The sequence below is a fragment of the Aeromonas sp. 102P genome (assembly GCF_051920345.1).
Taxonomy (GTDB): domain Bacteria; phylum Pseudomonadota; class Gammaproteobacteria; order Enterobacterales; family Aeromonadaceae; genus Aeromonas; species Aeromonas veronii.
The window spans coordinates 101,745-114,432 of record NZ_JBQBCZ010000001.1 but is presented as its reverse complement, the minus strand read 5'-3'; the positions used below and the strand labels follow the sequence as shown (position 1 = coordinate 114,432).

General features: G+C 58.5%; 13 protein-coding genes. 4 read left to right on the top strand and 9 right to left on the bottom strand.

Annotated features, from left to right (window positions below):
• Nucleotides 1–5: 5 nt before the first annotated feature.
• Nucleotides 6–410 carry an 8-oxo-dGTP diphosphatase MutT gene (gene mutT, locus ACTG1K_RS00495; RefSeq protein ID WP_019444787.1) on the top strand — a complete coding sequence of 135 codons (405 nt, stop codon included), beginning with the start codon at nucleotides 6–8 and terminating at the stop codon, nucleotides 408–410.
• 77 nt (nucleotides 411–487) lie between these two features.
• Here mutT and yacG read toward each other — a convergent pair whose 3' ends face one another.
• The 9 genes from yacG to ACTG1K_RS00450 all read right to left on the bottom strand — a co-directional run bounded on the left by yacG (nucleotide 488) and on the right by ACTG1K_RS00450 (nucleotide 8,184).
• On the bottom strand, nucleotides 488–682 hold the full coding sequence (yacG, locus tag ACTG1K_RS00490) for a DNA gyrase inhibitor YacG (RefSeq protein ID WP_005336142.1): 195 nt from the start codon (nucleotides 680–682) through the stop codon (nucleotides 488–490).
• A 9-nt stretch (nucleotides 683–691) separates the two neighbouring features.
• The gene (gene zapD / locus ACTG1K_RS00485; protein ID WP_005336141.1) at nucleotides 692–1,414 is read right to left on the bottom strand and encodes a cell division protein ZapD; all 723 of its coding nucleotides are present in this window, start codon (nucleotides 1,412–1,414) and stop codon (nucleotides 692–694) included.
• A 37-nt stretch (nucleotides 1,415–1,451) separates the two neighbouring features.
• Nucleotides 1,452–2,066: a dephospho-CoA kinase gene (gene coaE, locus ACTG1K_RS00480; RefSeq protein WP_139494775.1), complete on the bottom strand. Its 615-nt coding sequence runs from the start codon at nucleotides 2,064–2,066 to the stop codon at nucleotides 1,452–1,454.
• Between the two features lie 13 nt (nucleotides 2,067–2,079).
• Nucleotides 2,080–2,952 (bottom strand): prepilin peptidase, encoded by an 873-nt coding sequence (locus tag ACTG1K_RS00475; protein ID WP_440004701.1) that lies wholly within the window; start codon nucleotides 2,950–2,952, stop codon nucleotides 2,080–2,082.
• Nucleotides 2,953–3,013: 61 nt separating this feature from the next.
• Nucleotides 3,014–4,255, bottom strand: coding sequence for a type II secretion system F family protein (locus tag ACTG1K_RS00470; protein WP_440004700.1), 1,242 nt, complete (start codon nucleotides 4,253–4,255; stop codon nucleotides 3,014–3,016).
• A 129-nt stretch (nucleotides 4,256–4,384) separates the two neighbouring features.
• On the bottom strand, nucleotides 4,385–6,094 hold the full coding sequence (gene tapB, locus ACTG1K_RS00465) for a PilB family type IVa pilus assembly ATPase TapB (protein WP_440004699.1): 1,710 nt from the start codon (nucleotides 6,092–6,094) through the stop codon (nucleotides 4,385–4,387).
• Between the two features lie 9 nt (nucleotides 6,095–6,103).
• Nucleotides 6,104–6,520 carry a pilin gene (locus ACTG1K_RS00460; protein WP_435366652.1) on the bottom strand — a complete coding sequence of 139 codons (417 nt, stop codon included), beginning with the start codon at nucleotides 6,518–6,520 and terminating at the stop codon, nucleotides 6,104–6,106.
• 314 nt (nucleotides 6,521–6,834) lie between these two features.
• Nucleotides 6,835–7,710, bottom strand: coding sequence for a carboxylating nicotinate-nucleotide diphosphorylase (nadC, locus tag ACTG1K_RS00455; protein WP_252656286.1), 876 nt, complete (start codon nucleotides 7,708–7,710; stop codon nucleotides 6,835–6,837).
• Between the two features lie 3 nt (nucleotides 7,711–7,713).
• Entirely contained in the window at nucleotides 7,714–8,184 is a 471-nt protein-coding gene (locus ACTG1K_RS00450) for a retropepsin-like aspartic protease family protein (protein WP_158113353.1), read from the bottom strand.
• A gap of 130 nt (nucleotides 8,185–8,314) precedes the next feature.
• On the opposite strand from ACTG1K_RS00450, the gene ampD reads away from it, so the two are divergent.
• From ampD to aceE, 3 genes are all read left to right on the top strand, one after another.
• Nucleotides 8,315–8,890, top strand: coding sequence for a 1,6-anhydro-N-acetylmuramyl-L-alanine amidase AmpD (gene ampD / locus ACTG1K_RS00445; RefSeq protein WP_440004698.1), 576 nt, complete (start codon nucleotides 8,315–8,317; stop codon nucleotides 8,888–8,890).
• A gap of 278 nt (nucleotides 8,891–9,168) precedes the next feature.
• Nucleotides 9,169–9,933, top strand: coding sequence for a pyruvate dehydrogenase complex transcriptional repressor PdhR (gene pdhR / locus ACTG1K_RS00440; protein ID WP_005336127.1), 765 nt, complete (start codon nucleotides 9,169–9,171; stop codon nucleotides 9,931–9,933).
• A gap of 79 nt (nucleotides 9,934–10,012) precedes the next feature.
• Nucleotides 10,013–12,673, top strand: a complete 2,661-nt coding sequence (gene aceE / locus ACTG1K_RS00435; protein ID WP_005355086.1) for a pyruvate dehydrogenase (acetyl-transferring), homodimeric type — start codon at nucleotides 10,013–10,015, stop codon at nucleotides 12,671–12,673.
• Nucleotides 12,674–12,688: the final 15 nt, after the last annotated feature.

Genomic DNA, 12,688 nt, shown 5'->3' with positions numbered 1-12,688 from the left:
AATTGATGGAACAGAAAAAACGGATCTGGGTGGCGGTTGGCGTCATCGAGAATGAACGGGGCGATATCTTCATCGCCCGACGCTCCTCCGATCGCCATCAGGGGGATCGCTGGGAGTTTCCCGGTGGCAAGGTGGAGTCGGGTGAGGATCTGCTCACCGCACTGGATCGGGAGCTGTGGGAAGAGATCGGCATCCGGGTATTGGATTGTGCCCCCTTCATGGAACTGCAGCACGACTACCCCGAGAAGCAGGTATTGCTGGATATCTGGAAGGTGACCCGTTTCAGCGGTGAGCCGTTCGGCAAGGAGGGGCAGGAGTGTCTGTGGGTGCCGGTGGCCGAGCTGCACAACTACCACTTCCCCGATGCCAATGGCCCGATTGTAGCGCGGCTACAGGGTCTGCTGGCGTGAGCCGGAAGTAATCAACAAGCATCAAAAAAGGGCCAATAGGCCCTTTTTTGATATTGCAGAGGTGAGTGTTCAGGGACTTATAGCCACTGATCGCCCTCTTCCGGCTCCGGCAGCAGATCCGGGTTGATCTCCCCCGGGATCCGCTTCTCTTCATCGGCCCATTCGCCGAGATCGATCAGCTGGCAGCGCTTGCTGCAGAAGGGGCGGAATGGACTCTGCGGGCCCCACTCCACTTCGCTCTGACAGGTCGGACACTTTACCTTGGTGACCATAAGCGCTCCTTAGCAGCAGGCGAGCTGGAACGGCACGTCGCCAATCGGCTGTTCTGCGGTGGGCAGAAAGCGCAGGGCGAAGCGGTTCTTGTGGCCGCTCAGGGTTGGGTAGCAGAACAGATTGCCCGGCAGCTTGATGCGGATCAGCTCGGCGCTCTCGGCGGTGTCCTGGAAGAAACCGTTGCTGGCAACCTGCTCACTGAAGCTGCCTGATTCACGCCACAGGCGCAGCAGCAGGGTGATGGCATTCATCAGTAGGTTGATATCGCTCAGCCAGCCCTGCATCTGCTGGTGACGGGTGATGGCCGGGGTGCCGAGCCAGTGGTGCAGCTGCGGTACGTCGAAGGCACAAAGGCCACCAGGAATGGAGAAGCGCTGGCGGATGGAGCCGAGCAGACGATCCTCTTTCAGGCGGGCACCCGGGCGTGGCGAGTTGAGCAGGTTGCGAGAGAGCTGGCTGCTCTCTTGCTGCATCAGTTTGATCTGCTCCAGATCGACATCGGGCAGGCTGGCCCAGTGGCTCAGACGCTGGCCGAGACGCTCCAGATCCTTGATGAGGTCGGCGCGCAGGTCACCACGCTCCAGCAACTCCTGCAGATCGAACAGCCCCTTGAAGAAGGCGATATGTGCCCAGGATTGTTCACTCTCCAGATTGTCGCGGATCTGGGAAAACAGGGACTCCAGACGAAGATAGGTCCGGCTTTTTTCATTGAGGGGGAAATCGTAAATCATGCCTAATCCTGGCCAGCCATAAACCGGCCTAGTGTACTCACACTTGGCGGCCTTGTTGAGAGGCAATTGCCAGATATGTCTCGTGCAGCGCCAAAATCCGCGTTTTAATCGCCATTTCGCTGCCATTGTGGTTTTCGATGACATCATCCGCCGCCGCGAGGCGTTCCACCCGACTCGCTTGGGCGGCGATGATGGCCTTGGCTTGCTCGGCCGATACCCCATCACGGCGACAGGTGCGCTCAATCTGGGTCGCTTCATCCACATCGATCACCAGCACCCGGTTGGCGAGGCCGGTGAGTTTGTTCTCCACCAGCAGTGGCACCACCAGCAGGCAGTAAGGAGAACTGGCCGCGGCACACTGGCGCAGCATTTCGCTGCGAATCAGCGGGTGGAGCAGGGCATTGAGCCACTCCTTGGCCTGTGGATCGCTGAAGACCCGCTCGCGCAGGGCACGACGGTCGAGTTGACCGCTCGGATCAATCACATCCGGGCCAAAATGGTCGGCGATGGCGGCAAGGGCCGGGGTACCCGGCTCGACCACTTCGCGGGCGATCACATCGGCATCCACCACCTCGATACCCAGCGCGGCAAACTGATTGGCGATAGTGGTCTTGCCGCTGCCGATACCACCTGTGATAGCAACTACATACATGGGGGCCTCTTGCTCAAAGCAGGGTAGAGAGATACCAGCGGGTGATGGTATCGCCCCATAGCAGGGCGATCCAGCCCGCGATGGCGAGGTAGGGGCCGAAGGGAATGGGCTTGCCCTGATGGTGTTTGTGCAAGGCGATCAGACTGATGCCGATCACGGCGCCGACCAGAGATGAGAGCAGCAGAATTATGGGCAGCGCCTGCCAACCGAGCCAGGCGCCCAGTGCCGCCAGCAGCTTGAAGTCGCCATAGCCCATCCCCTCCTTGCCAGTGAGCAGCTTGAAAGCCCAGTAGAGGCTCCAGAGCACCAGATAGCCCGCCATGGCGCCGATCACGGCATCAGCCAAGGGGACGAAGCCGCCTGTCAGGTTGAACAGCAGCCCGCCCCACAACAGGGGCAGGGTGAGCTGGTCGGGCAGCAACATCTTGTCGAGATCGATAAAGGTGAGGGCGACCAGCACCCAGGTCAGCAACAGGGCGGCCAACGTACCCCAGCCCGGCGTTATGACCATGGCTACGGCCACCGATAGCAGGGCGGTCAGCAGCTCTACCAGCGGATAGCGGGCCGAGATGGGGGCCTGACAGTCGCGGCAACGCCCTTTGAGCCAGAGCCAGCTCAGCAGCGGGATGTTCTCCAGTGCAGTGATGGCATGGCCACAGTGAGGGCATGCGGAGCGGGGGACCATCAGGTTGTAGCGCTCTGGCGAAGTGGCCTCCTCATCGGGGGAAAAGTAGCCGTGATACTCGGCCTGCCACTCCCGTTCCAACATGATGGGCAAGCGGTGGATGACCACGTTAAGGAAGCTGCCGATCATCAGGGAGAAGAGAAAAACCAGCGCGAAGTAGAGCCAGGGCAAGCCGTGAGCCAGCTCGAGAAGAAGTGTCATAACCAACCGTCAGTTATTGAATGAGGGAGAGGGCATGGTTTTGGTGCCATGCCCTGATGAATCAGCCTACCACTTCGCCAAGCTTGAAGATGGGCAGGTACATAGCGATAACCATACCGCCGACCAGCACCCCGAGCACCACCATGATGAGGGGTTCCAGCAGGCTGGTGAGGCCATCGACCAGATCATCCACCTCCTGTTCGAAGATGGTGGCGACCTTGGAGAGCATATCATCGATGGCGCCGGACTCCTCACCGATCATCACCATCTGGATCACCATGTCGGGGAATAGATCGACGGTGCGCATCGCCACGTTGATCTGCATGCCTGCCACCACCTCGTTGCGGATCGCCATGACGGCGGTGCGATAGACATAGTTGCCGGAGGCACCTGCTGCCGAAATAAGCGCATCCACCAGCGGGATACCGGCAGAGAAAGTGGTTGAAAGAGTACGGGCAAAGCGAGCCATCGCCGCCTTGTGCAGGATCATCCCGACCACCGGAATGGTGAGGACAAATTTGTCGGTATTGTCTTTCACCTTCTGGGAGGCCCGCCAGGCCCGCACGTAAAGGAAGATGCCAAGGGCCGTGCCACCAAAGAAGACATACCACCAGTTCTGCATAAAGCGCGAGATGCCGATAACAAACTGGGTGAACACCGGCAGCTCGGCACCGAAGCTCTTGAAGATATCCTCGAACTGCGGAATGACGAACAACAGCAGGATGGAGGTGACCACGATGGCGACCAGAATGACCATGGTGGGGTAGAACATCGCCTTCTTGATCTTCGATTTGAGCGCTTCCGATTTTTCCCGATAGGTGGCGATGCGGTCATAGATGGTCTCCAGCGCACCGGATTGCTCCCCCGCCTCAACCAGATCGCAGTAGAGATCGTCAAAATGGCGAGGGTGGCGGCGCAACGCCTCCGACATGGGGGTTCCGGTCTCAACATCGGAGGCGATCTCACCCATCAGCTCGCGCATGGCGGCTTTCTCGTGGCTGCGGGCGATGATCTGCAGGCTTTGCACCAGCGGTACGCCGGCGGAGAGCATGGTGGTGATCTGGCGGGAGATAATCGCGATATCCATCGGCTTGATCTTGGCACCGCCCTTGGAGAAGAGCCCCTGGGATTTTTTGGCCACCTTGGTGACGTTTACCCCCTGCTTGCGCAGCTCCGCCTTGACGGTATTGATGCTGTCAGCCTGCAGCTCGCCGGAGACCTTCTGCCCCTTGCGATTGACCCCGTGCCAGCGGAAGGCGAAGACTTTTTTCGGGGTGTTGTTCTTTTTCGTTAGGGTTGCCATCTTTGCATCCTGCAATTGGGCGGATGGTCAGGGAGCCCCTGAACCATCTGACCTGATAAATATCCTCAAACGGCTTGGCACCATCTGGTCGCTTGCTGGTAGATCATCTTGCTCGCATCTTGGCGAGGTTTAATTGGTGGTGACCCGGTTGACCTCGGCAAGACTGGTGACCCCGAGCCGGGCCTTCTCCAGTCCCGAGGTGCGCAGGGTGCGCATCCCCTCCTTCTGGGCGATCGCGGCGATTTGCAGGGAGTTGGCCCCTTGCATGATCAATTTGGCGATGTTCTCCGACATCAACATGATTTCGTAGATGCCGACCCGCCCCTTGTAGCCGCCGGAACACTCCTTGCAACCGACCGGTTTGAACAGTCGAAGCCCGGCCGCCAGCTGCTGCGGCGTAAAGCCCAGCTCCAGCAGTTCGGCTTCCGGTACCACTTCCGGCGCCTTGCAGTGGTCGCACAGTTTACGGGCCAGCCGCTGGGCCATGATCAGGGTCACCGAGGAGGCGATGTTGAAAGCCGGAACCCCCATGTTCATCATCCGGGTCAGGGTCTCGGCGGCGGAGTTGGTATGCAGGGTGGAGAGCACCAGGTGACCGGTTTGGGCAGCCTTGATGGCAATCTCGGCAGTTTCGAGATCGCGAATTTCACCCACCATCACCACATCCGGATCTTGCCGCAAGAAGGAGCGCAGGGCGCTGGCGAAGGTGAGCCCCGCCTTGGGGTTGACCTGCACCTGGTTGACGCCGGGCAGATTGATCTCCACCGGATCTTCGGCGGTAGAGATATTGACCTCGGTGGTGTTGAGAATATTGAGGCCGGTATAGAGCGAGACCGTTTTGCCCGAGCCGGTGGGGCCGGTCACCAGGATCATTCCCTGTGGCTTGGAGAGGGCGCGCAGGTACTGCGCCTTCTGCCGGTCATCAAAGCCGAGTTGCTCGATATTAAGGCGTGCCGCCGAGGAGTCGAGCAGACGGATAACGATCTTCTCCCCCCACATGGTGGGCAGGGTGTTGACCCGCATATCCATCGACTTGTTGCGCGACAACTTCAACTTGATGCGGCCATCCTGCGGCAACCGCCGCTCGGCAATATCGAGTCGCGCCATCACCTTGAGGCGAGCGGAGAAGCGGTTGGAGAGGTTGACCGGCGGCGTAGCAATTTCATGCAGAATGCCATCGATGCGAAAGCGTACCCGATACTTGAACTCATAGGGCTCGAAGTGCAGGTCGGAGGCGCCGCGCTTGATGGCATCCATCAGGATCTTGTTGATGTACTTGACGATGGGGGCATCGTCATCGGCGGTATTGACGCTTTCGTCGAGGCGGCTGTTATCGTCGGAGACCTCGAGATCAGAAATCTCGGACTCGTCGATATCCTCCATGCCGAGGGCGTCGTTTTCACTCTCCAGCAGCTTGCCGATGGCGGCGGTGAGCTTGTTCTCCTCCACCAGCAGTGCCTCGGTATGGAGTCCGAAGCTGAAGCCGAAGTCCTCCAGTGCCGAGACATTGGTCGGATCCGACATGGCGATATAGAGGGTGTGGCCCTGGGTGTAGATGGGCAGCACGTGGTGCTTGTCGATCAGCTTCTGATTGAGGAACTTCTGCGGGATCTCGGCCAAATCGAAGGCGGCAAGATCCAGCAGAGGTACCCCATACTCCAGCTCGCAAAAATCGGCGAGCGCCTTGCTGTCGAGGATCTGGTTCTCGATCAGAAAGGTGACAAAGGGTTTGCGCTGGGCTTTGGCCTGGCTGAGATAGCGCTGGGAGTCCTCTTCACTGAGCAGTGAAGAGGCGGCCAGGCTTAACGCCAGGCCGCTGTTGTGGTTAGGCGTAGACATTAGTAATGATTACGGAGCATTACAGCCATCGATGTAATCGTTACAGTCGGTCCATCCATTGGATTTGATTGACCAAGTCAAAGTAGCTGCGCCAGAGGTTGGGTTCAAAGAGACAGCCTTTGAGGCACCCTCAAAAGGTACGGCAACGTAGATAACGCCAGCTGTTACCGCAGTGACAGCGCCACCTGTCGCAGGGATGCCTTTATCCTCAGCGTCACATACAGTGAGGGTCCCCTCGGTTTGATAGCAAAGGGCAACTGCTGTTTTATAAGCTGCGGTTTCACTAAGCGCTGCGGTCGCCTTCGCTTTAGCGGTATATTTTTGGTATGCAGGCAACGCGATGGCGGCCAGAATGGCAATGATCGCGACCACGATCATCAGTTCAATCAGGGTAAAACCCGATTGTTTCTTCATATTGCTGTTCATAACAAATATCCTTTTATCCTTGGTTCCTGGGAAGTGGCGGTAGAAAATCGTCCGCCCGTCAGTATCTTATCCGAGCTGTCAGGGGTGGCAACAGAGATTGTCCATTTTGTTAATTACACTTCTTTCATTTAGCAAAAACTTGATGCGTGTCATAAAAGAAGTGGCCTCCTATGACTCTTTCTGTGGCCGGATTAGGGTCCGTCTGTACACTCCTTTGCCGAGGGATCCTGCTTAAAGAAAAGGCGCCTATGGCGCCTTTTGCAAGTTGTTTGTCCGGTTATATCGAGTGTTTGCTCAAGCCTGTGGGGGGAATCTCACTGCTGGATAAAACGCATGGAGAGATCGAGTGCCCGTACATGCTTGGTGAGCGCCCCCACCGAGATAAAATCGACGCCGGTGGCGGCAAATTCGGCCAAGGTGTCCAGCGTCACATTGCCGGAGACTTCCAGCTTGGCGCGATCCTGATTGATGGCGACGGCTTCCCGCATCATGGTCACGTCGAAGTTATCCAGCATCACGATATCGGCATTGGCCGCCAGTGCCTGCTCCAGTTCTGCCAGCGATTCCACTTCCACCTCGACCGGTTTGCCCGGATTGAGACGGCGAGCCTCATTAATCGCCTCGGCGATGCCGCCACAGGCGAGGATATGGTTCTCTTTGATGAGATAGGCGTCATAGAGCCCGATGCGGTGGTTTTTGCCGCCGCCACAGGTGACCGCGTACTTCTGGGCGGTGCGCAGCCCGGGGATAGTCTTGCGGGTGTCGAGCAGACGGCAGTCGGTGCCCTCCAGCTCTGCCACATAGCGAGCGGTGAGGGTGGCGACGCCGGAGAGGGTCTGGACAAAGTTCAGCGCATTGCGCTCGCCGGTCAGCAGCAGGCGGGCTGGGCCATGGAGGCGGAACAGCTCCTGATTGGGGGAGAGCACTTCTCCATCCTGCACCAGCCACTCCACCTTCACTTCGCCACCGAGCTGGGCCTTCAGTTGCAGGAAGACTTCATCCACCCAAGGCTGGCCGCAGAATACTCCTGCTTCACGGGTGATGACCCGGGCGCTGGCCATCCGATCCGCCGGGATCAGCTGGGCGGTGATATCGGCGCTGGCGTCCGGTTGGTCCAGTGCGGTGAGGGCATCGCCCAGATCTTCGAGTAGTGCGGCGCGCACGGCGCGGCTGACATCCTGTTGAAACATGCCTTATTCCTGCAAGGGTCTGAGCAGCAGTTGCCGCTCTTTTTGAACCAGCTCCAGCCGACCGAGGGCGTTCATGCCAACCAGCACTTCGTCACCGTCTGCCACCGGATTGATAAAGATGGCCAGATCGTACAAGGTCAATGGCCCCATCGCCAGCGTTTCGATGGTGCCGTTGCCAACCCGGATCTGCCCCGCAGCGGTATTGACCTGGCTGCTGCCATGAGCGGTCAGGCCGAGGCGCTCGGCAACCTGCTGCGGGATGGTGATACGGGTGGCGCCGGTATCGAGCAGCAGTTGCACCGGCTGGCCGTTGATGGCACCCTCCAGACGATAGTGGCCGCTCTGGTCGGCCCGCAGCAACAGCTCGCCGCTGGCGGTGACGCTGGGTTGGTTGCGGGAGTGAAAATAGAGGGTCAGCAGGCCCATCAGAGAGAGCCAGGCCAGTAACCACATCCAGCGTGCCGTGTGCTGCATACCCCATCCATATCGAGCGGAAGATGACTCAGCCTAACATACCATTTCCCGTTGATTCAGTGAGTTGGTGCCGGGTTGCCTATCGCGTATCTTCGTTTTTTCGCCATTTATCAGCCAACTCGAGTAGCCGATGACTCAACTTGCTTCGCAACCTTGTTTCTCTATCGATGCCGCTGGCTGGTGCCAGCAGGCGCGCCGGGTGCCTTCTCCCCATCACAACGAACGGGCCGCGCCGGATGATATCTCCCTGCTGGTGGTTCATGGCATCAGCCTGCCGCCGGGGGAGTTCGGTGGCCCCTTTATCGACGATCTCTTTATGGGGCGACTCGACCCCGATGCTCACCCCTATTTTGTCGGTATCCATCAGCTGCGGGTTTCGGCTCATTGCCTGATCCGCCGTGATGGCGAGTTGGTGCAGTATGTGCCATTCGGCGCGCGCGCCTGGCATGCGGGAGTATCGAGCTGGCAGGGGAGGGAGGCGTGCAATGACTTCTCCATTGGCATCGAGCTGGAAGGGACCGACGAGACCCCCTATACCGAGGCTCAATACCGGGCGCTGGCGGGGCTCACCCGAGCCATTTCGGAGCGCTATCCGGCGATTACCCACGAAAAAATTGTCGGCCATTGCGATATCGCGCCAGGGCGCAAGACGGATCCTGGAGCCAGTTTTCAGTGGGATTACTACCGGCAATTACTAAACAGCTAAAGTAAATATTCAAATTTAGTTTGGATTTTAAAATCAATGGCTTGCCTATCTGGTAGGCCATTTTTGTCTCTGGTTGCGCAAATGTTATTTGTGAGCGCGGTCAAGAATATTGGTCAGACCATTTTCTATGAGCTAAATCATATTTCTCCTGCTTTACCTCTTAAGTGGCAGGGCTGATTCTTGACTCAGATCATCTTTTGAGTGGACTTTTCAAAAGGCCTCTGCTAATTTTCGCCCCATCCATAAAATTGGTAATACCAATTTAACAAAGTAGCCTCATGCCCTATCGCAAGATTACGCAACCCAAGTTAGCCGACTCCATTGTCGCCGAGCTGGAACAGATGATTCTGGAAGGCAGCCTGCAGCCGGGGCAGAAATTGCCTCCCGAGCGGGAACTCGCCATCCAGTTTCAGGTATCGCGCCCCTCCTTGCGCGAAGCCATCCAGCGACTGGAAGCGCGCGGATTGCTGTATCGCCGTCAGGGTGGCGGCACTTATGTGCAGAATGCCCTGAGCAAGGGGATCGCCGATCCTCTGTTCGAACTGCTCAGTACCCACCCGGAAGCCCAGTATGACCTGCTGGAGTTTCGCCACGCGCTGGAAGGCATCTGTGCCTACTACGCGGCCTTGCGGGGAACCGGGTCTGATTTCGAGCGTATTCGTCAGGTGCAAACCACCATCGAAGAGGCGGGCCAGCTGGGCTCGCTGGTGGCCGAATCGGCAGCCGTGACCCAGTTTTATCTGGCGGTGGCCGAGGCGTCCCACAACGTGGTGCTGCTGCACCTGCTGCGGGCCATGAGCCCGATGCTCGAACAGAACATTCTGCAGAATAACGAGATTTTGAATCGCCGCCCGGGAGTGGTAGCCAAGATACGTCGCCATCGCGCGAATCTGATCGAGGCTATTCTTTCGGGGGCTCCGGAGCGGGCCAGAACAGCTTGTCATGAGCATCTGGCCTTTATCGAGGACACCTTGTTGGATATGCAGAGGGAAGACAGCCGGATCCAGCGATCCATGCGTCGGATCCGTCAGCAGGAAAACTAATCCCACAAGGCTTTATTGTCGAATGCTTGCGCCCTTCGCCGTGCAATGCCGTGCAATCACAACAACATAGGAACCAGCCATGTCTGATATCCTGAAGAACGATGTGGACCCGATAGAAACGCTGGAGTGGCTTGCCTCTCTGGAATCCCTGCTGCGTGAAGAGGGTCCGCAACGCGCTCAGTTCATCCTTGAACAGTTGGCCGAGAAAGCCCGCGTAAGCGGTGTGGACGTGGCTGCCAAGGCAAATCGCGATTACATCAACACCATCCCGTCCAGCGACGAGCCGGACTACCCGGGTGACCTGGAGATGGAACGCCGCATTCGCGCCATCATCCGCTGGAACGCCATGATGATCGTGCTGCGCGCGTCCAAGAAAGACCTGGACCTGGGTGGTCACATGTCTTCCTTCGCTTCTTCTGCGACCATCTATGATGTCTGCTTCAACCACTTCTTCCGCGCTCGCAACGAGAAGGATGGTGGCGATCTGGTTTACTTCCAGGGTCACATCTCCCCGGGCATCTATGCTCGCGCCTTCGCTGAAGGTCGTCTGACCGAAGAGCAGCTGGACAACTTCCGTCAGGAAGTGGACGGCAAGGGTATCCCTTCCTATCCGCACCCGAAACTGATGCCGGACTTCTGGCAGTTCCCGACCGTATCCATGGGGCTGGGCCCCATCGCCGCCATCTATCAGGCTCGCTTCCTGAAGTACCTGACCGACCGTGGCATCAAGGATTGCTCCGAGCAGACCGTTTACGCCTTCCTGGGTGATGGCGAGATGGACGAGCCGGAAGCCAAGGGGGCCCTGACCGTTGCCGTGCGTGAAAAGCTCGACAACCTGGTATTCGTGGTCAACTGCAACCTGCAGCGTCTGGATGGTCCGGTTGTCGGTAACGGCAAGGTCATCAACGAGCTGGAAGGCCTGTTCGCTGGCGCCGGTTGGGACGTGACCAAGGTGATCTGGGGTCGCAAGTGGGATGAGCTGCTGAAGAAAGACACTTCCGGTAAGCTGATCCAGCTGATGAACGAGACCGTGGACGGTGACTACCAGACCATGAAGTCCCGCGACGGTGGCTACATCCGCGAGCACTTCTTCAACCGTTATCCGGAAACTGCCGCGCTGGTCAAAGACATGACCGACGAGGAGATCTTCGCCCTGAACCGCGGCGGTCACGATCCTCGCAAACTGTTCGCCGCATTCAACAAGGCGACCCAGACCAAGGGCAAGCCGACCGTTATTCTGGCCAAGACCATCAAGGGTTACGGCATGGGTGAAGCGGCCGAAGGCAAGAACATCGCTCACCAGGTCAAGAAGATGGAGCTGGACTCCGTGCGTCACCTGCGTGACCGCTTCAACCTGCCGGTGGCCGACGAGCAGCTGGCCGATCTGCCGTACCTGAAGATCGAAGCCGGTTCTGCCGAGCACAAATACCTGCACGACCGTCGCACCGCCCTGAAAGGCTATGTGCCGACCCGTCTGCGCGAAAGCACCACCAAGCTGGAAATCCCGGCACTGGATGCCTTCGGCCCGCTGCTGGGTGAGCAGGCGCGCGAAATCTCCACCACCATGGCGTTCGTGCGTTCCCTGAACGTGATGCTGAAAGACAAGTCCATCGGCAAGCGCATCGTGCCGATCCTGGCTGACGAAGCCCGTACCTTCGGTATGGAAGGTCTGTTCCGCCAGATCGGTATCTACAGCCCGCACGGTCAGCAGTACACCCCGCAAGACCGCGACATCGTCTCCTACTACAAGGAAGACAAGCAGGGTCAGGTTCTGCAAGACGGTATCAACGAGCTGGGCGCCATGTCCTCCTGGCTGGCTGCTGCGACCTCTTACAGCACCAACGATTGCCCGATGATCCCGTTCTACATCTACTACTCCATGTTCGGCTTCCAGCGGATCGGCGACATGGCGTGGGCAGCCGGTGACCAGCAAGCCCGTGGCTTCCTGCTGGGTGCGACCTCCGGTCGTACTACCCTGAACGGCGAAGGTCTGCAGCACGAAGATGGTCACAGCCACATCCTGGCGAACACCATCCCGAACTGCATCTCCTACGACCCGTCCTACGCCTATGAAGTGGCGGTGATCGTACAGGACGGCCTGCGCCGCATGTACGGTGAGAACCCGGAGAACGTGTTCTACTACATCACCACCCTGAACGAGAACTATGCCATGCCGGCCATGCCGGAAGGCGCCGAGGAAGGTATCCGCAAGGGTATATACAAGCTGGAATCCGTCGCCGGTGCCAAGGCGAAAGTTCAGCTGCTGGGTTGTGGTTCCATCCTGGGTCACGTGCGCAAGGCTGCCCAGATCCTGGCCAGCGAGTACGGCATCGGTTCCGATGTATTCAGCGTCACCTCCTTCAACGAGCTGGCTCGTGACGGTCAGGACGCGGATCGCTGGAATATGCTGCACCCGACTGCCGAAGCTCGCGTACCGTACATCGCTCAGGTACTGGGTTCCGAAGCCACCATCGCTGCGACCGACTACATGAAGTCCTTCGCCGATCAGGTTCGCGCCTTCGTTCCGACCGAGAACTACCGCGTGCTGGGTACCGACGGTTACGGCCGTTCCGACAGCCGTGCCAACCTGCGTCGTCACTTCGAAGTGAACGAGTTCTACGTGGTGGTTGCTGCTCTGACCGAACTGGCCAAGCGCGGCGAGGTAGACAAGCAGGTTGTGGCCGATGCCATCGCCAAGTACGGCATCGATGCCGACAAGGTCAACCCGCTGTACGCGTAAGTGGATCAAGGGTCG

Excerpts from the sequence above, each read along its gene's own strand:
- mutT (WP_019444787.1), top strand. The coding sequence starts at position 6 with ATGGAACAGAAAAAACGGATCTGGGTGGCGGTTGGCGTCATCGAGAAT.
- yacG (WP_005336142.1), bottom strand. The coding sequence starts at position 682 with ATGGTCACCAAGGTAAAGTGTCCGACCTGTCAGAGCGAAGTGGAGTGG.
- zapD (WP_005336141.1), bottom strand. The coding sequence starts at position 1,414 with ATGATTTACGATTTCCCCCTCAATGAAAAAAGCCGGACCTATCTTCGT.
- coaE (WP_139494775.1), bottom strand. The coding sequence starts at position 2,066 with ATGTATGTAGTTGCTATCACAGGTGGTATCGGCAGCGGCAAGACCACT.
- ACTG1K_RS00475 (WP_440004701.1), bottom strand. The coding sequence starts at position 2,952 with ATGACACTTCTTCTCGAGCTGGCTCACGGCTTGCCCTGGCTCTACTTC.
- ACTG1K_RS00470 (WP_440004700.1), bottom strand. The coding sequence starts at position 4,255 with ATGGCAACCCTAACGAAAAAGAACAACACCCCGAAAAAAGTCTTCGCC.
- tapB (WP_440004699.1), bottom strand. The coding sequence starts at position 6,094 with ATGTCTACGCCTAACCACAACAGCGGCCTGGCGTTAAGCCTGGCCGCC.
- ACTG1K_RS00460 (WP_435366652.1), bottom strand. The coding sequence starts at position 6,520 with ATGAACAGCAATATGAAGAAACAATCGGGTTTTACCCTGATTGAACTG.
- nadC (WP_252656286.1), bottom strand. The coding sequence starts at position 7,710 with ATGTTTCAACAGGATGTCAGCCGCGCCGTGCGCGCCGCACTACTCGAA.
- ACTG1K_RS00450 (WP_158113353.1), bottom strand. The coding sequence starts at position 8,184 with ATGCAGCACACGGCACGCTGGATGTGGTTACTGGCCTGGCTCTCTCTG.
- ampD (WP_440004698.1), top strand. The coding sequence starts at position 8,315 with ATGACTCAACTTGCTTCGCAACCTTGTTTCTCTATCGATGCCGCTGGC.
- pdhR (WP_005336127.1), top strand. The coding sequence starts at position 9,169 with ATGCCCTATCGCAAGATTACGCAACCCAAGTTAGCCGACTCCATTGTC.
- aceE (WP_005355086.1), top strand. The coding sequence starts at position 10,013 with ATGTCTGATATCCTGAAGAACGATGTGGACCCGATAGAAACGCTGGAG.